We start from the raw sequence: 21,565 nt of genomic DNA, 5'->3' as shown, positions 1-21,565 counted from the left end.
CCTGCTCGTTAAGGGACTATGTTGATCGCATCGACAAGCGATGTGTAATTTTTCCCAATGCGGCAATGGCGCCCTCTATCTCATCGTTCCAGAGGTGCCCGTAGTTCAGGCGCACATAATCTGTAAATCCTTTTTGTGCGGAGAAGATCGGCCCGGGCGCAATACTGATGCCGAGATTTAATGCGGCATGATGTAGCTCCAGCGAATTGACGCCGTCCGGTAATTTAACCCATAAAAAATATCCCCCGTTCGGCGCAGTCAGGTGCGTGCCGGGCGGGAAGTGACGCTCCACGGCTTCGACGAATTTGATTTGTTGCAGTAACAGGGTGTGGCGCAGGCCGCGCAGGTGTTTGTCGTAGCCGCCTTTATTCAGGTAGCTGGCAAGGGTGATTTGTGCGGGGACGGAGGTTGCCAGCGTGGTGGCAAGTTTCAGACGTTCGACTTTTTTTGCATAGCGTCCGGGCGCAGCCCAGCCGACGCGGTAGCCGGGTGCGAGACATTTTGAAAAAGAGGAGCAGTGCATCACCAGTCCCTCGGTATCAAAAGCTTTAGCGGGTTTGGGGCGCTTGTCACTGAAATACAGTTCGCCGTAAACGTCGTCCTCGATCAAGGGCACGTGGTAGCGCGTGAGCAAGGCGACCATGTCCATTTTCTTGTCATCGGGCATCAAGCTGCCGAGCGGGTTTTGGAAGTTGGTCATCAGCCAGCAAGCGGCGGGTTTGTGTAATTCAAGCGCGCGGTGCAGCGCGTCCAGATCAATGCCGTCTCGAGGGTGGCAGGGTACTTCAACCGCTTTTAAACCGTTGCGCTCAATTGCCTGCAATGCCGCGTAAAAAGTGGGCGAGGCGATCAGCACGGTATCGCCGTGTTGCGTTACCGCTTGCAAGCAGAGGTTCAATCCTTCCAATGCACCGTTGGTAATCACGATTTCGTCGGGAGATACCTGCAAGCCGTCGATCATATAGCGCAACGCAATCTGGCGACGCAATTCGGCGTCCCCGGGGCCGATGTCTTCTACGCTGCGCCAGGGATCCATTGCTTGTACGCAGGCTGCCATTGTTTTCGCCAGGCGCGCCATCGGAAATAGCAGCGGGCTGGGGAAGGCTGAACCCAACGGCACCACTTTGCGGGCACGGGTCGATTCCAGTACCTCGAAAACTAATTCGCTGACATCCACAGGAGCCGCTTCGGCGTTGCGATGGATGTCGGGCTCAGGAAGCTGCGGCAGATGCGGCGTCCCGCCGCAGACGTAGTAGCCCGAACGCTCACGTGCTGAAATCAGGCCGCGCGCTTCCAGCAGGTAGTAGGCCTGGAACACGGTTGAGGGGCTGACTTTGCGGGCGCTGCTTGCCTGTCGTATCGAAGGCAGCTTTTCGCCGCGTGCCAGCAGGCCCTCTTTAATGGAGTGCGCGAGGTCGTTGGCCAGTTGTTCGTATCGTTTCATGTCGGAGATTCGCAAATTTTCGGTGATTATGAATCTGATACGGTCTTTTTTCCAGTTTTTGATTCTGTAACTCGTGTCGCAAACTGCCTAGTATGACGACAGAGCATTAGTCGCCACTATAACTATTCAGAGGAGAGGCAGCATGCAACAAAATGTTGGCGCCATTACGGCGCTCTATCAGGAACTGGCGTCCTATCCGGTCAATACCGGCGAGAAAACTGTCCATGCTAAACGCATGCCGGGATTTTTTCGCTCACTCAGAACTTTTACGCAGATGGGCTTATGGCTGCCGCTGCTGTTGCTGCCCTATCTGCGCTGGAACGGCAGGCAAGCCATCCTCATCGATATTGATCACAGTCAGTTTCACGGCTTCAACCTGACCGTCAGACCGGACGAAATATGGATGTTGATGTTGCTCTCACTGGGCGGGTCCGTGCTGATGTTCATGGTGACTAACATCGCATCGCGCGTGTGGTGCGGATATTTTTGTTTTCAGTCTACATGGGTAGACTTGTTCACCTGGATCGAAGCTAAGGTAGAAGGAAAGCCGTCTGCACGGCGCGGGTTGGCGAACGCCCCGTGGAATGCGGACAAGATTCTCAGGAAAGTTTCCAAGCACGCTATCTGGTTCGGGGTGTCATTGTTCACCGCCATCAGCTTTTCCATCTGGTTTGTTGATGCGTTTGAATACTGGAACAAGCTGCTTCATCTCCAGTTGCCAAGGGCGGGTTGGGTTGCGCTGGCTCTCATCACGGGAGGCACCTATCTTTATGCGGGTTTGATGCGCGAACAGATGTGTCAATGGATGTGTCCTTACGCCCGATTTCAGTCTGTCATGGCCGATGGGCAAACCGTTATGCCCATTTATGACTTCAATCGGGGCGAGCCTCGCGGCAAGTTGCGCAAGGGCGATGAAACTCTGGCAAAACAAGGCGACTGCATCGACTGTTATCAGTGTGTGCAAGTCTGTCCGACGGGCGTTGATATTCGTCAGGGGCATCAATTGGGCTGCATCACCTGTGGCTTGTGTATTGACGCGTGCAATTCGGTGATGGACAAAATCGACAAACCGCGCGGCTTGATCCGCTACGCATCAACGGATGATATTGAGGGGAAGCCCGTGACGATGCGATTTCAGAACCCTTTGCTTTGGGTTAATGCGGCCATCTTGCTGGCGTCATGTTTGGGTGTCGTATACGGCCTGACTCATATGTCATCGGTGACACTCAACGTCAGACCGGAACGCCAGCCCTTGTTCGTGCGTATGAGCGATGGCGCTATCCAGAACCGATATGAGTTCAAGTTGATGAACAGAACGAGCCGGGATATCCAGATCGCGGTGACGACTGAGGGCGGCATAAAGGATCAACTGATTATCGGGTCCGAAAAACCAATATTCGTTCCGCATGAGCGGGGTGTCTCATTTACGGTGTTCGTAAAAGCACCCGCCCGGAATATTGCCATGGCTGTCACGCCCATTAAATTTCATGTGGAGAGTCTGGGAGATCCGACTGTTTCGGCAGACTACAGCACGCTGTTCAATGCACCTGCATTATAGGGTAACTGCTAATAACGCTATAGGCGAACTGTTGGGTGGCAGAGCGTCGGATGATGAATCCGGAAACTCGCCGTCCAGATAGAGCCAGCGGCCGTCTTCAAATACGAATCGGCTGATTTCGTGCATGCGATGGGCGCGCCCGCCGATTTTATAGCGCGCCACAAATTCGACGGTGTTCGATTCAGCGCTCGACTTTTTGATTTCCAGCCCCAGCCATTTTTCACCGCTAAAATCGAGCGAGGTCGGGCGGGTGCTTTCATGCCAGGTGGCGAGCAGGTAATCTTCATGTTTCAGGACATAGGCGCTGTAGCGCGAGCGCATCAAACGCTGCGCGTCGGGTGCCGGATCGCTTGCGTGGAACGGCCCGCAGCAGCTTGCGTAGTCAGGGCCGCCGCAGGGGCAGGGTTTTAACTTTGCCATGCACTTCCGGTTAACGGGCTGCCATGCCAGATGACAGGTTCGATTTCCACCACGCCATCGTCGCTGGTCATCATCAGATTGCCTTCCTGTAGGGTGCATTGCAAACTCATGTTGCGTTGTGCCAGTTTGGCCAGCGCTTGTGTGCTCGCAACAGGCAGGTTGATGATGGTAAGATTTTTTTGTCTTGCAAACAGGCTCTTGTTTTGCGCAAACCACAGATCGGCCACACGTCCGCCATAGCAATACACCACGACATGATTGGCGCGGCCGCAGGCTTTTCGAATCAGCTTTTCATCGGGGATACCCACGTCTATCCATAAAACGATCGACCCGGTTAAATCTTTTTGCCACAAGTCCGCTTCATCATCGGCTGTCATGCCCTGGCCGAACTCCAGATATTCATGTGCGTGCAGTGCAAAGGCCAGCAGGCGCACCATCAGGCGTTCATCTGTTTCTGACGGGTGTCTGGCCAGCGTCAGGACGTGGTCCTGATAGTAGTGTCGGTTCATATCCGCGATTTGCAGATTGGCTTTAAAAATAGTTGCTTTGATGGCCATGTAATTGCGGCTCTTGATTGGTGGGCAGGGCTGTATTCTAACAGGCCATGCCGCCCGGATGGCGTTGCACCGCTGTTACGACTATAATTCGCCTTCTTTAAGTTAGCCATTCATCAAATACACGATGCAGTTGTTCGCCTTTGGCCTAAATCATCAGACTGCGCCGCTTGCCGTGCGCGAGCAGGTCGCGTTCAATGTGGACGGGATAGAGAACGCGCTGCGCGATCTGGTCGAAAACGGCGCCGCTAAAGAAGCCACGATATTATCCACCTGTAACCGCATGGAACTGTATTGCAATGCGGCTAAACCTGAACATGCGATTGACTGGCTGGCGGAATATCACAAGCTGCCGCGTCAGGAGCTCGAGCCCTATCTGTATACCCTGCCGCGTGATCTGGCCGTGAAGCACTCGTTCCGCGTGGCCAGCGGCCTCGATTCGATGGTGCTGGGCGAGCCGCAGATACTGGGGCAGATGAAGCAGGCGGTGCGTCAGGCCGAGCAGGCAGGCACCATGGGTATCCTGCTGCATAAATTATTTCAGAATACGTTTTCGGTCGCCAAGCAAGTGCGCACGGAAACCGAAATCGGCGCCAATCTAGTCTCGATGGCCGCCGCCGCCGTGCGACTGGCCGAGCGCATCTTTCCGAGTATTGAAGAGCAAAACGTGTTGTTTATTGGTGCGGGCGAGATGATCGAGCTGAACGCGGTGTATTTTGCGGCGCGTAACCCTAAACGCATCACGGTCGCCAACCGCACGCTGGAGCGCGCGCAGACACTGGCAAGGCAATACAACGGTCACGCGATCACGCTGTCCGATTTGCCCGAACAATTGGCGCAAAACGATATTATCGTGACCTGTACGGCCAGTCAGTTGCCGATACTGGGTAAAGGGATGGTCGAGCGCGCGTTAAAAGCACGCCGCCACAAACCGCTGTTTATCGTTGATCTTGCTGTGCCACGCGATGTGGAAACCGAAGTTTCTGAATTGAACGACGTGTTCCTGTACACCGTGGATGACATCGCCGAGGTGGTTAAGGACGGCCTTGAGGCGCGTCAGGGTGCGGTCAAGGAAGCCGAAGTCATTATCGAGTCTGGGGTGTCCGATTTTCTGCACTGGATGGAATCGCGCGATGTTGTGCCGACCATCCGCGCTTTGCGCGAAAATGCCGAGCACAGCCGCCGTCAGGAACTCGAAAAAGCGGTGCGTCTGCTGGCGAAAGGCGAGAGCCCTGAAAAAGTGCTCGAAGCGATGAGCCGCGGTCTGACCAATAAATTTCTGCATGCGCCGACTCATGCGCTTAATCAGGCACACGGCAAAGATCGCGATAATTTTCTCGATGTTGCACGCCGCCTGCATCACCTCCATAACGACGAATGAAACCAAATATCGCTACTAAACTCGGGCAGCTGAGTGAGCGCCTGCTCGAAGTCAACCAGCTGTTGAGCACTGAAGAAGCCACCCGCGACATGGACACCTATCGCAAGCTCAATCGCGAACGCGCCGAGCTCGAACCTGTGGTGGATCTGTTCCATGCCTATCAGGCCTGCGAGGGCGATATTGCCGCCGCGCGTGAGATGGCGGAAGACCCGGAGATGCGGGAATTTGCCGATACCGAGATCAAGGAAGGCGAGGCGAAACTGGCGCTGCTGGACAAAGAGCTGCAGACGCAGTTGTTGCCTAAAGATCCTAACGATGAACGCAGCGTGTTTCTCGAAGTGCGCGCCGGTACCGGCGGCGACGAGGCGGCCTTGTTTGCGGGCGATTTGTTCCGCATGTATTCGCGCTTTGCCGAGCGCCGCCGCTGGCAAGTTGAAGTGGTGTCTGAGAGCCCGGGCGAAATGGGCGGTTACAAGGAAATCATCGCCCGTATCGCGGGACAGGGCGCCTATTCCGTGTTGAAATTTGAATCGGGTGCGCATCGCGTGCAGCGCGTGCCGGCGACCGAGACGCAGGGGCGCGTGCACACCTCGGCCTGTACGGTTGCCATCATGCCGGAAGTCGATGAAGTCAATGACGTGGTGCTGAACAACGCCGATCTGCGCATCGACACCTTCCGTGCCTCAGGTGCCGGTGGACAGCACATCAACAAGACCGATTCTGCGGTGCGCATCACGCATATTCCGACAGGGGTGGTGGTCGAATGCCAGGACGGCCGTTCGCAGCACCAGAACAAGGCGCAGGCGATGCGCGTGCTGTGCGCCCGTATCAAGGACGCGCAAGTGCGTGCCCAAAATGCTGAGACGGCGGCCACCCGCAAGAGTCTGGTGGGCAGCGGCGACCGTTCCGAACGCATCCGCACCTACAATTATCCGCAAGGGCGTGTCACCGACCACCGCATCAATCTGACGCTGTACAAAATGGACGCGATCATGGACGGCGAAATTAGCGAACTGACTGGTGCGCTGATGGCTGAACATCAGGCCGAACAACTCGCCGCCATGGCGGAAGATGTCAATTTCTGATTCGACTCCCCCGTTAACGCTGGGCGCGCTGCTAAAACAGGACAGCCGGCATCTCGAAGACGCCCTCCATCATGATTCGGTGACGGCGCGCATCGAAGTGCAATGCCTGTTGCAATCGGTGTTGGGCGTTAATCGCGCCTATTTGCTGACCCATCCTGAACGCATCCTCACCGTCCGTGAGACGGCTCGCTATGTTGAACTGTTTGCGCGTCGTCTTGCGGGTGAACCCATCGCCTATTTGCTGGGGGAACGTGAATTTTTTGGCCTGAATTTCAAGGTCACCCCCGCTACCTTGATTCCTCGCCCCGATACCGAATTGCTGGTCGAGATGGCTCTGCAGCACATTCCTGCGGGCGGGGCGGTGCTGGATATGGGCACGGGGAGTGGCGCGATTGCACTGTCGATTGCCCGTGAACGACCCGATGCGCGTGTGGTGGCGGTGGATGCTTCGGAGGCGGCGCTTATTGTTGCGGCTGAGAATGCACAGCGCCTCAATTTGGGGCGTGTGCGGTTGCTGCGTAGCGACTGGTTCTCTGCCTTGTCGGGTGAGCGCTTTGATCTGATCGCATCGAACCCGCCCTACATTGAAAACGGTGATGTGCATCTGTCTTTGGGCGATGTGCGTTTCGAGCCGCTGAGCGCACTGGCGTCAGGTGCGGACGGTCTGGATGATATTCGGCGCATTATTGTTGAGGCTAAAGCGTATCTAAACGCGGGCGGCTGGCTGATGTTCGAGCACGGTTACAATCAGGCAGAGCGCGTGCGCGGGCTGTTGCAGGATGCCGGATTTTTCGGCGTTTCCTCAGTGTTAGATTTATCTGGAATCGAGCGGGTGACGCAGGGGCAAGCTTGACCCTGAGACGGTTGTTCGGTAATATACCAGACTATTAAATTAAGGTAATAATCATGACTCAAGACATTCAGCAGCGCATCCACCAGCTCGTTACCGAACATGCCGTCGTGTTGTTCATTAAAGGCTCGGCAAAATTCCCTCAGTGCGGTTTTTCTGCCAATGTGGTGCGGATTCTGAATTTGCTGGGTGTGAAAGAATTTTTGGCGGTCAATGTATTTGAAGATCCTGAGATGGTGCCAGGTCTAGTTGAATATGCGAGCTGGCCGACATTGCCCCAGTGTTACATCAGAGGGGAATTCGTCGGCGGCTCGGACATCATGACTGAGATGTATCAGAGCGGTGAGCTCAAACAGCTGCTGGGTGAGCTGGCGACCGCTGCCTAGTCTGTTGAGACTAGGCTATTTGGCCTATATCAAAAAAAATGGAGTGCGCATATAGTTGCGCCGGGTGATGAGGATTGTAGCTGGTAACAGTCTGATTTCTCAAACTCTCCTCCTTTAGGGCGATCTGATGATCGCCCGTTTTTTTGCTCAATCAGGTTGTTGAGCGAGAAACAGGCGTGCCCGTGCAATGGCCGCTTTCACCTGATTAGGGGCTGTGCCGCCGATGTGGTTGCGGCTGGCGAGCGAGCCTTCGAGAGACAGCACCTGATAGATGTCATCCTCGATCAGCACCGAAAAGGATTTCAGTTCTGCTAAGCTGATATCGCTCAAATCAACGCCGCGCTGTTCGGCGAAACGGACGGCGAGCGCAACCGCTTCGTGTGCATCACGGAAAGGCAGCCCCTTTTTGACCAGATAGTCGGCAAGATCGGTTGCGGTGGCATAGCCTTGCAGTGCGGCACGGCGCATGGCTTCCGGTTTGACTTTGATGCCGGTAATCATGTCGGCATAGATGCGCAACGTTTGGCTTAGCGTATCCACGGTGTCAAACAGGGGTTCTTTGTCTTCCTGATTGTCTTTGTTATAAGCCAGAGGTTGCCCCTTCATCAGGGTTAAGAGCGCTACCAGATGACCATTCACGCGACCGGTTTTGCCGCGCACCAGTTCCGGTACGTCGGGATTTTTCTTCTGCGGCATGATGGAGGAACCCGTGCAGAAACGATCGGCGATATCGATGAAGCCGACCATCGGGCTCATCCACAGGATCAATTCCTCCGAGCAGCGCGACAGATGCGTCATGATGAGGGCGGCGCAGGCGGTGAATTCGATGGCAAAATCACGGTCCGAGACCGCGTCGAGCGAGTTTTCGCACACGCCGTCAAAGTCCAGCAGGCCTGCGACCATCTCGCGGTCGATGGGGTAGCTGGTGCCGGCTAAGGCGGCAGCACCCAACGGCAGGCGGTTGACGCGGCGCCTTGCATCCTGCAATCGCTCGGCATCCCGTTTTAGCATCTCGTAATACGCCATCAGGTGGTGCGCGAAGCTGATCGGCTGGGCGACTTGCAAATGGGTGAAGCCGGGCATGATGGTGTCGGTATGATTTTCTGCCAGATCGAGGAATGCGCTTTGTAGTGCGCGGATCAGTATCAGCAAATCGTCAATCGCGCTGCGCAAATAAAGCCGCACATCGGTCGCGACCTGATCATTGCGCGAACGTCCCGTATGCAGTCGCTTGCCGGCATCTCCGACCAGTGTGGTCAGACGCTTTTCGATATTCAGATGGACGTCTTCCAGATCCAGCGACCAGATAAATTCTCCGCTTAGGATTTCGGCTTCGATGGTCGTCAGACCGCGCCGGATGTCGGCAAGATCCGCATCGCTGATGATGGCGCGCGCGGCGAGCATCTGCGCATGCGCCAGCGATCCCCTGATGTCGAATAGCGCCAGTTTACGGTCAAAATCGACCGAAGCGGTGTAACGTTTGACCAATTCTGCGACAGGTTCTGAAAAACGCCCCGACCAGGTGTCATTATCTTGTATGCTTGCCATTGTTAAAATCCAGATGCTAGTTAAGGCAGAAAGAGACGCTTCGCCATGAATAAGGCGCGCAGTATAAAACAAAATTACCGCCTCGACGCGTTGCCCGACTTTCGCAACCTCGGTGTGACCCTGCGTATCCTGTTGCTGGGCAACGGGATGGCGCTAATTGGCGCACTTTTTCAGGCCAATGGATGGTCTGCTATGGCCTTGCAGTTCATGCAAATCGAGAGTTTACTCACGCCTGTTATGCTCGCCAGTTTATTGTTGTTGTGGGTCGGGTGCGCGTGGCTCAAGAAGCTTGCTTACTGGCGGGGGGTGTTGAGTGTCAATATCGCTGTGGGTCTGATATCCACCGGCATCTATGTTTTTGGCGGCGAGCTGTATCGTCCGGATTTTGGCACGGACAGAGGTTTTGAGCTGATACGCTGTCTGTTGACGAGCCTCATTCTATGCAATTTGTTGCTGGCCTATTTTCGTCTGCGCGCTCAGTGGTTGTCGCGCGCACTGGATGACGGGCGCTTGCAGGTTTTACGGGCACGCATACGCCCGCATTTTTTATACAACACCATCAATGCGGTGCTGGGGATCTTGCGCACGCAGCCGCGCCGGGCTGAAACCGCGCTGGAAGACATGGCGGATTTGTTTCGCATGGCCATGTCAGATGAACAGGATCTGGTGTCGCTGGGCAACGAGATTCAATTGTGCCGGCAATATATCGCGCTCGAACAGTTGCGCATGGAAGGGCGGCTGCGCGTGGAGTGGATCATCAAAGATCTGCCTGATGACACGCTGATTCCGGCATTTTTGTTACAGCCTTTGCTGGAAAATGCGGTGTATCACGGTATCGAGCCCTTGATTGATGGCGGCTGTATTCATATTATGCTGCAACGAAGTGGTGCGTCACTGCAGATACGGATCGATAATCCTTGTCCGGAAAGTAATGCGGTGCGCAGTCATGAGGGAAACAAGATTGCACTGCAAAATATACGGGAGCGGCTGGCGTTGCTGTTTGACGCTGAGGCCAGTTATCAGGTGCTTAGCAGCAACAATACCTATCGGGTGGAGATTAACTTGCCCTATTTGAAAGAGATGTTATGAGTACGATCGCGCGGGCATTGCGCATATTTATTGTCGATGACGAGCCGCCTGCGCGTAACCGGTTGCGTGAATTACTCAGTGATTGTAACGAGCAGCTGGCACTGGAAATCACGGGTGAGGCGGGCAACGGTCAGGAGGCACTGGATAAATTGATGGTAGAGCCGGCGGATGTTGTACTGCTCGATATTCGCATGCCGCAGATGGATGGGATTGAACTTGCACAACACCTGCAAAAATTACCCCGGTCGCCTGTCGTGATTTTTACCACCGCCTATGATGCCTATGCGATCAAGGCCTTTGAATTACACGCGATCGACTACCTGCTCAAACCGATACGGCTGGGGCGATTGTTTGATGCCCTCAGTCGCGCGCGCGCCGCTGTGCCGGTTCAACTGGAGGTGTTGCGCGATTTGCTGCCCGAGCCGCGTCGTCATCTGGCGATCCACGAGCGGGGTAAGATTCATCTGATCGCTATCGAACAAGTGCTTTTTTTGCGTGCCGAGTTAAAGTACATCACGGTGCGCACCGGTGAGCGCGAGTATTTGATTGAGGAGTCGCTGACGGCGCTCGAGAAGGAATTTATCACACGCTTTGTGCGCATCCATCGCAACTGTCTGGTGGCCCGGGATGCGATAGAGGGATTTGAGCGCGGCGGCGATGAGGGGGAGGGCAGCGGCTGGTTAGTAAAGCTCAAAGGATTGCCGGAAGCGCTGCCTATCAGTCGCCGCCAGCAGCATATCGTTAAAGACTTCGGCTGATTTTTTAAACTGGCGGATGATCAAAATATAAAGGAATCGTGCAATGCGGGTGTGTCCTTGTGGTAGTGGTCTGAATTTGGAATCGTGCTGCGGGCCGATTATTGCAGGCGTGAATGCGCCGACGGCCGAGTCGCTGATGCGTTCGCGCTATTCGGCGTTTGTGCTGGGTGAACTCGACCATGTCGAGCGCACCCATGCGCCGGAGATCGGCGATGATTTTAACCGTGCCGAAGCCGAGCGCACGGCCTCCGATGTTGAATGGTTGGGGCTGGAGGTTTTGTCATCCAGCGAGACGGAGGATGCGGGCATCGTTGAGTTTTCGATCCGCTTTCGCCGCGATGGCCAGGAGTTCGGTCAGTATGAGCGGGCGAGTTTTCGCCGCGAGCAGGGGCGCTGGTTGTATGTCAGCGGTCAGGTGGGCGCGAAACCGCCACCGCGTCAGGTGGTTAAAATCGGTCGTAATGACCCGTGTCCCTGCGGGTCAGGCAAAAAATACAAAAAGTGCTGCGGTGCATGATCACCCATGATGGAATCCAGATTTAGCTGTACCTCGTGCGGGAAGTGCTGTTTTGGCTGGCTGCCACTCACGCTGGAGGATGCCTTGTTGCACGCAGGGCGTTTTCCTTTGGCGTTCATCTGGTCGGTCGTGCCGCCCGGCACGCGAAACCATGCTCTGGCGAAGCAGTTGGGCGTCACCTTAAAGTCAGGTAAGCGCATGGCAGTCGTGATTATGCCGACTGCCTATATCCCAAGCGCACTTCCTTGTCCTGAACTGAGCGCCGAGGGCTTATGCCGGATTCATGAGAATAAGCCCAGTCGCTGTAAAACGATGCCTTTTTATCCGTACCGGGAAGAGTCGGATCAGCGCGCCATGCTGGTGCCGCGCAAAGACTGGCTTTGCGATATTACGCCTGCGGCACAGGCGGTTTATCGTGATGGAAAAATTCTTGCCTGTCAGGATTTTGAGCTGGAGCGCCGTGCGTTGCTGTCTCAAAGCGATATCATGCGGCAATATGCCGATTATATGTTCAAGTATTCGCCGTGGATGATCGACAGCCTCAATGCACTGGCGTCGACGCCGGATGGGACGCTGCTAACTAGTCTGTCATCGTTTTTAACCGCCATCAAGCATTTGGATTCCAGAAGTATTGCGGCACAGCAACTACCGGTTTTTCTGGAATTTGCAGAGAAGACTAAGGGGGTGCCTGAGCTTGCCGACTATCATAAGCACTACGCGGGATGGGCTAAAGAGATGGACTATCTGGCAAAGCGCGCTGTGGCCCGTGCGGAGTAGGCGCGAGTCAGCATTTCCGGCGGGTTATTTTTTGACTCTCGCATCCATCATCTCATGCAGTTCGCGCAAGTCGGTTTCGATGGTTGAGAGCTGATAAAAACTGCCTCCCACCTGTTTTGCCAGTTCCAGTTGCTCGATTGCACCCATGATGTTGCCCTGCCAGGCGTAGCTGTAGGCCAGTGCCTGATGCTGTTCAAAAGGCAGATTCATTTGATGGTAGCTGCGCGCCTGCAAATTGTAGAGCGTGGTATCACTGGGGTGGCGTGCGATTTGTTCAATCAGCAATTTAGCCGCGATTTCCGGCTGCTCGCTTTGCAGCAGCAACTCGGCATAGTCGTAAATCAGTGCGCGATGCTGAGGAAATCTTTGTGCCGCCATACGATAAAAATTCAGCGTATCGGGCGATTTCGTTGCGCGTTTTACCTGACCTGTGAGCGTTTCGAGCATCGCGTTATTTTGCGCTGCCGGTGTTTTTTTGACCTGAGCCTGTAAGGTGGTTAACTCTTCGCTTGCGCGCTCCGTTTCGCCTGCCCGTAGTAGCGCGCTGATCAGGCCGTATCGTTGCGCAATCAGGTTGCCGCGCTTGTGTGTGGTCAGTGCATCTTCAAAGTAGGTGAGCGCATCGGCGTGTGTTTTTTGTGCGCCGATGAGTTTGGTACGCACCAGATGAAAGTCGAGACTATCAGGCATTAAGCGATAAGGCTGTTTGTTCACCCGGTTTTCGATGTCGGCTATCCGGTCGCTGGTAACCGGATGGGTGCGCAGATAGTTGGGTGCATTCCCTTCGAGCAGACGGTTCGCGCGTTGCAGTCGCTCGAGAAACTCCGGCATGGCGTGGGTATTGAAATCGGCCTTTTGCAAGATTTCAAAACCGACACGATCCGCTTCCTGTTCGTGAATACGGGTAAAGTCGAGTTGCTTTTGTACGGCGCGCGCCTGCATACCGGCAATCGCGGCTTGCGAGGCCTGGCTGTTGTTGCGCGCGGCAAGAATTGCAACGGCAATGGCGGCCATCGAGGCGAGCGAGTCGCCCTGTTGCGCAGCCAGCATGCGCGCCAGATGGTGCTGGGTCACGTGGGCTATCTCATGGCCCAGTACCGAAGCCAGCTCAGATTCACTTTGTGTAGTGAGTAGCAATCCTGCGTTGACGCCGATAAATCCACCTGGCATAGCGAAGGCATTCACGCTGTAATCGTTTAGTGCAAAAAATTCAAACGCGAGTGAGGGTTCACTGCTGAACTGAACGAGTTTATAGCCTAACTGATTGAGATAATCGCTGATTTCCGCATCGTTCAGATATTGTTTGCTGGCGCGAATCTGCATCATGCTCTGCTGGCCGATCTGACGTTCCTGAATCGGATTGAGCACGGTTTGCGAGATGTCCCCCAATTCGGGCAGGCCGTCAGCGATGGCGCCGAGCGGGAAACATAACAAGAAAATGAGCGTCAGTTTTTTCATAGCCGGTATCTTATCAGGATAGCGGAGTGTGGATCGGAGATTGAGTGAAATGCGAGGGAAGTGATTTTTCTCCGGTCTCGTTCCCAGCTCACGGGTTGTTACGGCTATTGCTGGACTTTACTGCAAAAATTGCGCAAAATTCGCGCCCGCATAAATGTATCTAAGGATGATAGACGTGGCTGATTTTAAAAATATAACCGTTGCCGAGTTGGTGTCGATGTTGCAGCAGGGCGGGGTGAAACTGATCGATGTGCGCACGGATGCCGAAGTGGCACGCGGCAAAATTCCTCAGGGCGATGTGCTGCCCCTGCACTTGTTGCCCTTGCGTATGAGCGAGCTCGATAAGTCGGCGACCACGGTGTTTTATTGTCAGATGGGCGGGCGTTCTGCACAGGCGGCGGCGTTCGCTGTTGGTAATGGGTTTGCCGATGTATATAACCTGCAAGGCGGCATCACCGCATGGGCGCATGCAGGTCAGCCCCTCGCATGACGATGTTTGATGTCGAATTGGACGCACGCCGGTTAGTCTGTCCACTGCCGATATTGCGCACAAAAAAATCGCTGTCCGCGATGAGCAGCGGGCAAGTGTTGAGGATACTCGCGACCGACAAGGAGACGCCGAAAGATTTTGAAGTGTTCTGCCGGCAAACCGGAAACGAGTTACTGAGCTCGGAAGAAAAGGACGGCGAATATACTTTCTATATTCGTCGCCGTTAAGCGGTTAGTGACCTACAGTAACCTTTTGAACCGGGCTAAAATCGCCATTTGGCTCGCGGAGCTTTAATACCTGTTGATAACTAAAATGTGACAGACGATCATCAAAAATAACTTCCCGTGACTTACTATTCGTGACAGGAGTCAGCAGGTTGAAATAAAGATTTTCTAAGGGATGTCTCAAATTGTTCAATTGGTACTGGCTTGCCAAACAGATACCCTTGAAAATTCTTACATCCTTTACTGCTGAGATGTTTCTGCTGTTCTTCCGTCTCTACCCCTTCGGCAATGACATCCAGATCAAGGCTATGAGCCATGGCAATGATGGTGCGTACAATTGCTCTATCGCTTGCATCTACAGCAATATCACGAACAAACGACTGATCGATTTTGAGTTGATCGAGCGGCAAACGTTTGAGATATTGCAATGAAGAATATCCAGTCCCAAAGTCATCCAATGAAAACTTGACACCAAGTTCTTTCAAGGCGCTCATGGTTGCAATCGTGTCTTCGATATTATCCAGCAACATGCTTTCGGTCAGCTCCAGCTTGAGCAGGCTAGGGTTGATTTCATACTGTTGTATGAGAGATTGCACCTGATTCACAAAATCAGTCTGACGAAATTGTTTGGCACTGACGTTCACTGACAAAACGAAACCGCTTGTTTTGGCATCATGTTGCCATCGCTGTATTCTGGCGCAAGCCGTCTCCAAAACCCAATATCCGATGGGCAGAATCAAATCAGACTCTTCCGCGAGCGGAATAAACTGGTCCGGCGACACCATGCCATGCTCGGGATGGAACCAGCGAATTAAAGCCTCTGCGCCAAAAGGATGGCGAGATTCATCTACCTGAATCTGGTAGTGCAACTGAAACTGATGGTTCTCGATGGCTTTGCGCAAGTCGCCTTCGAGAGCGGTACGCTTCGCGATGGTTTCCTGCATCTGCGGATCGAAAAATCGTAGTACGTTGCGCCCCTCTTTCTTGGCTTGATACATGGCGATGTCAGCTTGCTTCATCAGCTCATCAATCGACTGTTGCTTGTCGTTAAACAAGGTGGCACCAATGCTGCTAGTGCCATGATATTCGTGGGTGCCAATCAGATAAGGTTGACGCAGAGCAGCAAAGATTTGCTCGCCCACTGTTTCAGCCTGGCTCGCCGCATCGAGTGGATTTTCATCAAAACCTTCAAGCAACACCACAAACTCATCACCGCCAAATCGGGAAACCGTATCGCCATCGCGCACGCTCGATACGAGTCGTTTTGCGACCTGCTGCAACAGCAAGTCGCCCATGGGGTGACCATAGGTATCGTTGAGGGCCTTGAAATTGTCCAGATCAATGAACAGCACGGCACCATTTGTGACGCTACGCGTTGCCGACGCCATCGCTTGCTTTAATCGATCGAGAAGCAATCTACGATTAGGCAACTTTGTGAGCGGATCAAAGAACGCAAGATTCTCGATTTTTTCTTCGGCAGCCTTGCGTTGGGTCAAATCGGACAGCACCCCAACATAATTCGTAACCATGCCATTTCGGTCTTTTACTGCAGTCACAGTGAGATGCTCCGGGTAAATTTCACCATTCTTGCGCCTGTTCCAAATTTCCCCTTCCCAAACACCGGTAGTGTTAATGGCCTTCCACATTGCCGAATAGAAGCTGGCATTCTGACGTCCCGAACTAAGGAGGCGCGGGTTTTGACCAATTGCCTCTTTGTTTGTATAGCCGGTAATGGCTGTAAATGCGGCGTTCGTACGAAGCATTACGTTATTCTCATCGGTGATGAGTATGCCCTCTTGCGTTTCAAAAGCCGTGGCTGAGACACGGAGCTCCGACTCAAATTGTTTGCGTTTGGTAATATCAGTAGTGACTGTAACGCAACTATTTGAATCATATGACAGGGGGGCGGCACTCACGCTCGTCCAGATAATATCTCCAGATTCTTTTTTTACACCGATGACAACATCCTTGACAACACGTTGTTCTTTTATCGCCCGCAGACTGGGAAACTCATCGGCGTCCATATGGGTGTTATCCGTGCGCAAATACTCCCAGTTATCGTAATCGCCTTGCAATAGGCCCTCTTTAGATATGCCCAAGATGGCTTCTAACGATGGATTGAAATCCACAATACCATTTTTTGAGTTAACAATCGAAACTCCAATCGGCAGAATATCGAAGAGTTTTTTCCATTTTTCCAGATTTTTAAGAACCAGTTCCTCATCCACTTTGCGCTGGGTAATATCAGAGTGAGTGCCAATCATTCGTAGTGGTTTTCCGTATACATCGCGACTTACCAGCATCCCTCTGGCCAAAATCCATTTCCATGAGCCATCTTTGCAGCGTATACGGTACTCGACATCATAGATCTCTCGACTGTCGGTCAAATATCCCTGGATGACAGATAAAACGCGATCCTTATCATCCGGATGCAAATGCGCTACCCAAGCGGATCCTGTGGCTGGAAATTCATGCTCGGTATAGCCGATTATTTCATTCCAGCGCTTGGAAAAAAATGCTTCGTCAGTTTGCGGATTCCAATCCCATACACCATCGCCTGCACCTTCCAAGGCGAATTTCCAGCGCTCTTCACTATCGTGAAGCTTTTCTTCAGTCAAAAAATTCTGTTTCATTGTCTGTTTCGCTAGAAAATAAACCAGAGCAGAGGTGATAACTACATAGCAGAATCCTTTGTAGGTCTGAAATTTGGTGAGAGATGCGGAATCGGTTATGACCGAAGCAAGAAACCTATCGCTCAGAGATATCCAGAGCAGTCCGAATGCAGCGTAGATAAGTGCGAGGCGTAATGCCAAACGCGATTCCTTCTTCATTATCATTCCCTATGACTACCCGTATAAAATACGCTTAAATCTTAACAAGCCGACGAATATATTTAACTCGCAGCATTTCTTTGGAGAAAAATGAATTAACGCGGTCCATATTACAAGATAAGAACCTGATGAGCAGCCTAGGCTCACCCAAGGAAATCGTAGTTACTCGTGCGGTAGAATCTGCATAACTTATTGTAATGCTATCTCTGTGATAAAGTTAGGTCGCTCAATCTTTTGGAAAATTGATAGGTGGATGCAACGGTCTGCGCCTAGCCGACTATTGCCTGAGAAGCATTCTACACGCCTGAGGCCGCTGCACTCCAGTCACCAGACTTTCAAGCCCCCCGTGACAGTCAGCTTCTGGCACTTTTGACATATAACAACGGTCTGGTTTCATGCCGTTAATTTTACGTTTGGGTCAATATCAACTTGTTCTTGACGGGCGGGCGGCGAATTGATTCGCCGCCCGTTTTAAGTTAACCCAGCTTGGCGCGTTGTGCTTGCAGTTGCACCAGTGTCGCGCCAAAGTCACTCATGCGCTTTTTCTCCTGCTCAACAACGGCAGCAGGCGCGCGATCCACAAAGCTAGGATTGCCAAGCTTTGCTTCCGTTTTAGCAACTTCATTCGTCAATCGGGCGATTTCCTTGTCCAGTCGCTCGCGCTCTGCTGCCACGTCGATCTCGACTTTAAGCATCAGTTTGTAGCTGCCGACGATGGCAACGGCCGCATCGCCTTCAGGCAGTTCCGCCGCGACCTGTACTTCGCTGAGTTTTCCCAAGCTACAGATGTAAGGGGCCAGCACGGCGAGCGTGGCGGCATCTCCTGTGGCGATCAGCGGGACGCGGGCGGCAGGAGATAAGTTCATCTCGCTGCGCAAGCGTCGGCAGGCATTGACCATTTCCTGCAACAGCGTGATCCGGGCGATGGCATCGTTGTCTATCCTGGTTAAATCCGCTTTAGGATAGGCTTGCAGCATGATGCTCTCACCACTCATCCCCGCCATAGGCGCGACGGATTGCCACAACTCTTCGGTGATGAACGGGATAATCGGGTGCGCCATACGCAGGATGGTTTCGAGCACACGCACCAGATTCCGGCGTGTTGCGCGTTGCTGAGCTTCTGCATCCTCGATCCTTAATCCTCGATCCTGAAGTTGCACCTTCGCCAGTTCCACATACCAGTCGCAGTAGGTATTCCATACCAGCTCGTACACGCAGCGGGCGGCCATGTCAAAACGGTAAGCGGCAAAATGCTGTGCCATTTCGGCTTCTGCCTGTTGCAGGAGACTGATCATCCACTGATCCGCTGCGGAATATTCAAGCGGCAATGACTCGTCCAGTCCGACGTCATGCCCTTCGCAATTCATCAGCACGAAGCGCGTGGCATTCCACAGCTTGTTGCAGAAGTTGCGATAGCCTTCGCAGCGCTGCATGTCGAATTTGATGTCGCGCCCCGGGGAGGCGAGCGATGCGAATGTAAAACGCAGCGCATCGGTGCCGAACGCCGGAATGCCATTCGGGAATTCCTTTTTGGTGCGTTTCTCGATTTGCTCCGCCTGCTTGGGGTTCATCAGGCCGGTGGTACGTTTCTTGATCAGATCTTCCAGCGCAATGCCGTCGATCAGGTCGATCGGGTCGAGCACGTTGCCCTTGGATTTGGACATTTTCTGTCCTTCCGAGTCGCGGATCAGACCGTGCACGTACACGTCCTTGAACGGGATGCGGCCGGTGATGTGTTTTGTCATCATCACCATGCGCGCGACCCAGAAGAAGATGATGTCGAAGCCGGTGACCAGCACGGTGGACGGCAGGTAGCGCTTGACGAATTCGTTCTGGGCGTCGAATGGCTGGCCCTCTTTCCAGTCCAGCGTCGAGAACGGCCAAAGTGCGGAGGAGAACCAGGTATCCAGCACATCGTTGTCGCGGTCGAGTTGGCCGGCATAGCCGGCTTTATCGGCCAGATGGCGCGCCTCGGCTTCAGTGCGGGCGACGAACACCTCGCCGTTGACGCCGTACCATGCCGGAATCTGATGTCCCCACCACAATTGGCGCGAGATGCACCAGTCCTGAATGTTGTTGAGCCACTGGTTGTAAGTGTTCACCCAGTTTTCCGGATGAAATTTGATTTCGCCGGAGGACACGCATTCGAGTGCCTGTTCGGTAATGCTTTTTCCTTCAGGGCCCGCCTTGCTCATCGCGACGAACCACTGGTCGGTGAGCATAGGCTCAATCACCACGCCGGTACGATCGCCTCTAGGTACTTTGAGTTTATGCTTTTCGGCCTTGTCGAATACGCCGGCCGCCTCCAAATCTGCGCAGATGAGTTTACGCGCGTCGAAGCGGTCGAGGCCGCGATAGGCCAGTGGTGCCTCGTCGTTGATTTTGGCATCCAGCGTCAGGATGCAGATCGGTGCGAGTTTGTGGCGTAGTCCTACCGCATAGTCGTTAAAGTCGTGCGCCGGCGTGACTTTCACGCAACCGGTACCGAATTCACGGTCCACATAATCGTCCGCAATGACCGGAATCAGCCGGTCGCACAGCGGCAGGCGCACCATTTTGCCAATCAGATGCTGATAACGTTCATCTTCCGGATGGATCATCACCGCGACGTCGCCCAGCAGCGTTTCGGGGCGGGTGGTGGCGACCGTCAGATGGGTCAGCCCGTGCAGGGTGTCCACTTCTGCCAGCGGGTAACGGATGTGGTACATGAAGCCGTCTTCCTCTTCCTGTACGACTTCCAGATCCGATACGGCGGTGTGCAGCTTCGGATCCCAGTTCACCAGACGTTTTCCGCGATAGATCAGGCCTTCGTTGAACAGGCGCACGAACGTTTCGGTGACCGATTGAGACAGTCCTTCATCCATCGTGAAGCGCTCGCGCTGCCAGTCAGGGGAGGTGCCCAGACGGCGCATCTGGCGCGTGATGGTGTCGCCTGAGAATTTTTTCCATTCCCATACTTTTTCGATGAACGCTTCGCGTCCTAGATCGTGCCGTGAAATGCCCTGCGCATCGAGCTGGCGTTCGACGACGATTTGCGTTGCGATACCCGCGTGATCGGTACCCGGTTGCCAGAGGGTGTTGTCGCCGCGCATACGGTGATAGCGGGTCAACGTGTCCATCAGGGTCTGATTGAAACCGTGCCCCATGTGCAGGGTGCCGGTCACATTGGGCGGCGGCAGCTGGATGCAGAAGGATTCCGTTTTGGCAGGATCGGTGCCCGCGTTGAAATAGCCTGATTCCTCCCATTTGGGATACCAGCGCGCTTCGATTTCTTTGGGTTCAAAACTTTTGGTCAATTCCATGGCAATACCTTGATGGCGAACAGTTGGATTACAGCTTTTATGAAGGGGAGAATTATACAGGTAGTAGCAAGTGGTGAGTGGTGACTAAAACCAAGTGGCTACTTCCCACTTTCCACTTGCTACTTACTACTTGTTGCTTTCGTCCGGTTTTGACAGCGCCTCGCGCAGCAGTTTGGGCAGTTCTGCCTTAAATTCGCTGACAGCCAGATCAACGGCCAGTCGTTGCAACTCTTCCAGGCGGCTGTTGAGTTTGCCGGCAAACACGGTTTCTAAGTGTGTTTCGAGTTGCCCCAGCAGATGAGACATCTCCTCCGCGTTTAATGCGCGCGGCGGAGCCGGTTTTTCCTGAACAATGTCAGGTTGCAGATCTTCATCGGGATCAACGATGATTTCAAACAGGATAGGCAGGTCATCGGGTAAGGTCTCCGCCACCTCGGTCAGCAGCGGGAGTTCCAGATCTGAGTCGGTCATGAGGGGCTCGCCTTCGCAAGGTCAAAATGTCGCATTTCGTAGCCGCGATCGCGGTAAAACTTGAAGCGTTCGCGACCTCTGCGGCTGTCGTCTTCATCGGTGCCGATAATTTCGATGACGCGTTCGAAGCGGCTGAAAAACGGTGTGCATTCGTTGTGTAAGGTGATCAACATATCGTGGTGCGGGAAATTCTCTTCGCCCAAGCTCAGATAGACCGGTGCACTGTCAGGCGAAGATGCATCGCAGTGCGGGATAAAAGCGGTGTCGGGGTATTGCCACAGCAGCTTATCGAGCATCTCGCAGCTTACCGCATCAGGCAGGCTGATGACGGTGCGCAGGCCGTGTTGCATGGCCTTGTGGCTCAACTGGCAGGCGGTGCGCAGCTTGTCAGATGAGCCGGTGTAAAAATCGACCTTGGTCAT

Annotated in this window: 20 protein-coding genes; 11 read left to right on the top strand and 9 right to left on the bottom strand. The window is 53.8% G+C overall.

Features of this window, described 5'->3' with window-relative positions; translation table 11 throughout:
• Positions 1-16: 16 nt before the first annotated feature.
• Positions 17-1,444 (bottom strand): aminotransferase-like domain-containing protein, encoded by a 1,428-nt coding sequence (locus GALF_RS12680; protein ID WP_013294463.1) that lies wholly within the window; start codon positions 1,442-1,444, stop codon positions 17-19.
• Between the two features lie 142 nt (positions 1,445-1,586).
• On the opposite strand from GALF_RS12680, the gene ccoG reads away from it, so the two are divergent.
• Positions 1,587-3,002, top strand: coding sequence for a cytochrome c oxidase accessory protein CcoG (gene ccoG, locus GALF_RS12675; RefSeq protein ID WP_013294462.1), 1,416 nt, complete (start codon positions 1,587-1,589; stop codon positions 3,000-3,002).
• On the opposite strand, the gene GALF_RS12670 is transcribed toward ccoG, so the two are convergent.
• Both GALF_RS12670 and GALF_RS12665 read right to left on the bottom strand, forming a co-directional pair.
• A complete protein-coding gene (locus tag GALF_RS12670) occupies positions 2,997-3,422 on the bottom strand; it encodes a YchJ family protein (RefSeq protein ID WP_013294461.1) in 426 nt (141 codons plus the stop codon). The two genes, ccoG and GALF_RS12670, sit on opposite strands and share 6 nt — an antisense overlap.
• Complete coding sequence (locus tag GALF_RS12665; protein WP_013294460.1) at positions 3,410-3,979, bottom strand: YaeQ family protein; 570 nt, start codon at positions 3,977-3,979, stop codon at positions 3,410-3,412. The genes GALF_RS12670 and GALF_RS12665 overlap by 13 nt, the downstream gene beginning before the upstream one ends.
• Positions 3,980-4,103: 124 nt before the next feature.
• Here GALF_RS12665 and hemA point away from each other — a divergent pair, with 124 nt between their 5' ends.
• The 4 genes from hemA to grxD are packed head-to-tail and all read left to right on the top strand — an operon-like array spanning position 4,104 to position 7,678.
• Positions 4,104-5,357: a glutamyl-tRNA reductase gene (gene hemA / locus GALF_RS12660; protein ID WP_013294459.1), complete on the top strand. Its 1,254-nt coding sequence runs from the start codon at positions 4,104-4,106 to the stop codon at positions 5,355-5,357.
• Positions 5,354-6,442, top strand: coding sequence for a peptide chain release factor 1 (prfA, locus tag GALF_RS12655; protein WP_013294458.1), 1,089 nt, complete (start codon positions 5,354-5,356; stop codon positions 6,440-6,442). The genes hemA and prfA overlap by 4 nt, the downstream gene beginning before the upstream one ends.
• Positions 6,429-7,295, top strand: coding sequence for a peptide chain release factor N(5)-glutamine methyltransferase (gene prmC, locus GALF_RS12650; protein WP_013294457.1), 867 nt, complete (start codon positions 6,429-6,431; stop codon positions 7,293-7,295). The genes prfA and prmC overlap by 14 nt, the downstream gene beginning before the upstream one ends.
• 53 nt (positions 7,296-7,348) lie before the next feature.
• A complete protein-coding gene (grxD, locus tag GALF_RS12645) occupies positions 7,349-7,678 on the top strand; it encodes a Grx4 family monothiol glutaredoxin (protein WP_013294456.1) in 330 nt (109 codons plus the stop codon).
• Between the two features lie 147 nt (positions 7,679-7,825).
• Here grxD and argH read toward each other — a convergent pair whose 3' ends face one another.
• A complete protein-coding gene (argH, locus tag GALF_RS12640) occupies positions 7,826-9,226 on the bottom strand; it encodes an argininosuccinate lyase (RefSeq protein ID WP_013294455.1) in 1,401 nt (466 codons plus the stop codon).
• A 45-nt stretch (positions 9,227-9,271) separates the two neighbouring features.
• Between argH and GALF_RS12635 the strand changes: the two genes are divergently transcribed.
• From GALF_RS12635 to GALF_RS12620, 4 genes are read left to right on the top strand one after another with little or no spacing between them, the layout of a single operon-like run.
• Positions 9,272-10,315: a sensor histidine kinase gene (locus tag GALF_RS12635; RefSeq protein WP_013294454.1), complete on the top strand. Its 1,044-nt coding sequence runs from the start codon at positions 9,272-9,274 to the stop codon at positions 10,313-10,315.
• Positions 10,312-11,073: a LytR/AlgR family response regulator transcription factor gene (locus tag GALF_RS12630; RefSeq protein WP_013294453.1), complete on the top strand. Its 762-nt coding sequence runs from the start codon at positions 10,312-10,314 to the stop codon at positions 11,071-11,073. The genes GALF_RS12635 and GALF_RS12630 overlap by 4 nt, the downstream gene beginning before the upstream one ends.
• 43 nt (positions 11,074-11,116) lie before the next feature.
• Complete coding sequence (locus GALF_RS12625) at positions 11,117-11,590, top strand: YchJ family protein (RefSeq protein ID WP_013294452.1); 474 nt, start codon at positions 11,117-11,119, stop codon at positions 11,588-11,590.
• A gap of 6 nt (positions 11,591-11,596) precedes the next feature.
• Entirely contained in the window at positions 11,597-12,367 is a 771-nt protein-coding gene (locus GALF_RS12620) for a YkgJ family cysteine cluster protein (RefSeq protein WP_013294451.1), read from the top strand.
• Between the two features lie 24 nt (positions 12,368-12,391).
• Here GALF_RS12620 and GALF_RS12615 read toward each other — a convergent pair whose 3' ends face one another.
• Positions 12,392-13,825, bottom strand: coding sequence for a M48 family metalloprotease (locus GALF_RS12615; RefSeq protein WP_013294450.1), 1,434 nt, complete (start codon positions 13,823-13,825; stop codon positions 12,392-12,394).
• Positions 13,826-13,991: 166 nt separating this feature from the next.
• Here GALF_RS12615 and GALF_RS12610 point away from each other — a divergent pair, with 166 nt between their 5' ends.
• Both GALF_RS12610 and GALF_RS12605 read left to right on the top strand, forming a co-directional pair.
• Positions 13,992-14,315, top strand: a complete 324-nt coding sequence (locus GALF_RS12610; RefSeq protein WP_041938086.1) for a rhodanese-like domain-containing protein — start codon at positions 13,992-13,994, stop codon at positions 14,313-14,315.
• Positions 14,312-14,542, top strand: a complete 231-nt coding sequence (locus GALF_RS12605) for a sulfurtransferase TusA family protein (RefSeq protein ID WP_013294448.1) — start codon at positions 14,312-14,314, stop codon at positions 14,540-14,542. The genes GALF_RS12610 and GALF_RS12605 overlap by 4 nt, the downstream gene beginning before the upstream one ends.
• 125 nt (positions 14,543-14,667) lie before the next feature.
• On the opposite strand, the gene GALF_RS12600 is transcribed toward GALF_RS12605, so the two are convergent.
• The 4 genes from GALF_RS12600 to GALF_RS12585 all read right to left on the bottom strand — a co-directional run bounded on the left by GALF_RS12600 (position 14,668) and on the right by GALF_RS12585 (position 21,565).
• On the bottom strand, positions 14,668-17,370 hold the full coding sequence (locus GALF_RS12600; protein ID WP_013294447.1) for a sensor domain-containing protein: 2,703 nt from the start codon (positions 17,368-17,370) through the stop codon (positions 14,668-14,670).
• Between the two features lie 476 nt (positions 17,371-17,846).
• Positions 17,847-20,672: a valine--tRNA ligase gene (locus tag GALF_RS12595; protein ID WP_013294446.1), complete on the bottom strand. Its 2,826-nt coding sequence runs from the start codon at positions 20,670-20,672 to the stop codon at positions 17,847-17,849.
• 126 nt (positions 20,673-20,798) lie between these two features.
• Positions 20,799-21,143, bottom strand: a complete 345-nt coding sequence (locus tag GALF_RS12590) for a hypothetical protein (RefSeq protein ID WP_013294445.1) — start codon at positions 21,141-21,143, stop codon at positions 20,799-20,801.
• Positions 21,140-21,565: a DNA polymerase III subunit chi gene (locus GALF_RS12585; protein WP_013294444.1), complete on the bottom strand. Its 426-nt coding sequence runs from the start codon at positions 21,563-21,565 to the stop codon at positions 21,140-21,142. The genes GALF_RS12590 and GALF_RS12585 overlap by 4 nt, the downstream gene beginning before the upstream one ends.

This window comes from Gallionella capsiferriformans ES-2, assembly GCF_000145255.1.
GTDB lineage: Bacteria > Pseudomonadota > Gammaproteobacteria > Burkholderiales > Gallionellaceae > Gallionella > Gallionella capsiferriformans.
The sequence above is the reverse complement of the archived record's forward strand: the minus strand, read 5'-3'. Positions and strand labels throughout refer to the sequence as shown.

What these genes read in the sequence shown, in the direction of transcription:
- GALF_RS12680 (WP_013294463.1), bottom strand. Translation starts at nt 1,444, where the DNA reads ATGAAACGATACGAACAACTGGCCAACGACCTCGCGCACTCCATTAAA.
- ccoG (WP_013294462.1), top strand. Translation starts at nt 1,587, where the DNA reads ATGCAACAAAATGTTGGCGCCATTACGGCGCTCTATCAGGAACTGGCG.
- GALF_RS12670 (WP_013294461.1), bottom strand. Translation starts at nt 3,422, where the DNA reads ATGGCAAAGTTAAAACCCTGCCCCTGCGGCGGCCCTGACTACGCAAGC.
- GALF_RS12665 (WP_013294460.1), bottom strand. Translation starts at nt 3,979, where the DNA reads ATGGCCATCAAAGCAACTATTTTTAAAGCCAATCTGCAAATCGCGGAT.
- hemA (WP_013294459.1), top strand. Translation starts at nt 4,104, where the DNA reads ATGCAGTTGTTCGCCTTTGGCCTAAATCATCAGACTGCGCCGCTTGCC.
- prfA (WP_013294458.1), top strand. Translation starts at nt 5,354, where the DNA reads ATGAAACCAAATATCGCTACTAAACTCGGGCAGCTGAGTGAGCGCCTG.
- prmC (WP_013294457.1), top strand. Translation starts at nt 6,429, where the DNA reads ATGTCAATTTCTGATTCGACTCCCCCGTTAACGCTGGGCGCGCTGCTA.
- grxD (WP_013294456.1), top strand. Translation starts at nt 7,349, where the DNA reads ATGACTCAAGACATTCAGCAGCGCATCCACCAGCTCGTTACCGAACAT.
- argH (WP_013294455.1), bottom strand. Translation starts at nt 9,226, where the DNA reads ATGGCAAGCATACAAGATAATGACACCTGGTCGGGGCGTTTTTCAGAA.
- GALF_RS12635 (WP_013294454.1), top strand. Translation starts at nt 9,272, where the DNA reads ATGAATAAGGCGCGCAGTATAAAACAAAATTACCGCCTCGACGCGTTG.
- GALF_RS12630 (WP_013294453.1), top strand. Translation starts at nt 10,312, where the DNA reads ATGAGTACGATCGCGCGGGCATTGCGCATATTTATTGTCGATGACGAG.
- GALF_RS12625 (WP_013294452.1), top strand. Translation starts at nt 11,117, where the DNA reads ATGCGGGTGTGTCCTTGTGGTAGTGGTCTGAATTTGGAATCGTGCTGC.
- GALF_RS12620 (WP_013294451.1), top strand. Translation starts at nt 11,597, where the DNA reads ATGATGGAATCCAGATTTAGCTGTACCTCGTGCGGGAAGTGCTGTTTT.
- GALF_RS12615 (WP_013294450.1), bottom strand. Translation starts at nt 13,825, where the DNA reads ATGAAAAAACTGACGCTCATTTTCTTGTTATGTTTCCCGCTCGGCGCC.
- GALF_RS12610 (WP_041938086.1), top strand. Translation starts at nt 13,992, where the DNA reads ATGATAGACGTGGCTGATTTTAAAAATATAACCGTTGCCGAGTTGGTG.
- GALF_RS12605 (WP_013294448.1), top strand. Translation starts at nt 14,312, where the DNA reads ATGACGATGTTTGATGTCGAATTGGACGCACGCCGGTTAGTCTGTCCA.
- GALF_RS12600 (WP_013294447.1), bottom strand. Translation starts at nt 17,370, where the DNA reads ATGAAGAAGGAATCGCGTTTGGCATTACGCCTCGCACTTATCTACGCT.
- GALF_RS12595 (WP_013294446.1), bottom strand. Translation starts at nt 20,672, where the DNA reads ATGGAATTGACCAAAAGTTTTGAACCCAAAGAAATCGAAGCGCGCTGG.
- GALF_RS12590 (WP_013294445.1), bottom strand. Translation starts at nt 21,143, where the DNA reads ATGACCGACTCAGATCTGGAACTCCCGCTGCTGACCGAGGTGGCGGAG.
- GALF_RS12585 (WP_013294444.1), bottom strand. Translation starts at nt 21,565, where the DNA reads ATGACCAAGGTCGATTTTTACACCGGCTCATCTGACAAGCTGCGCACC.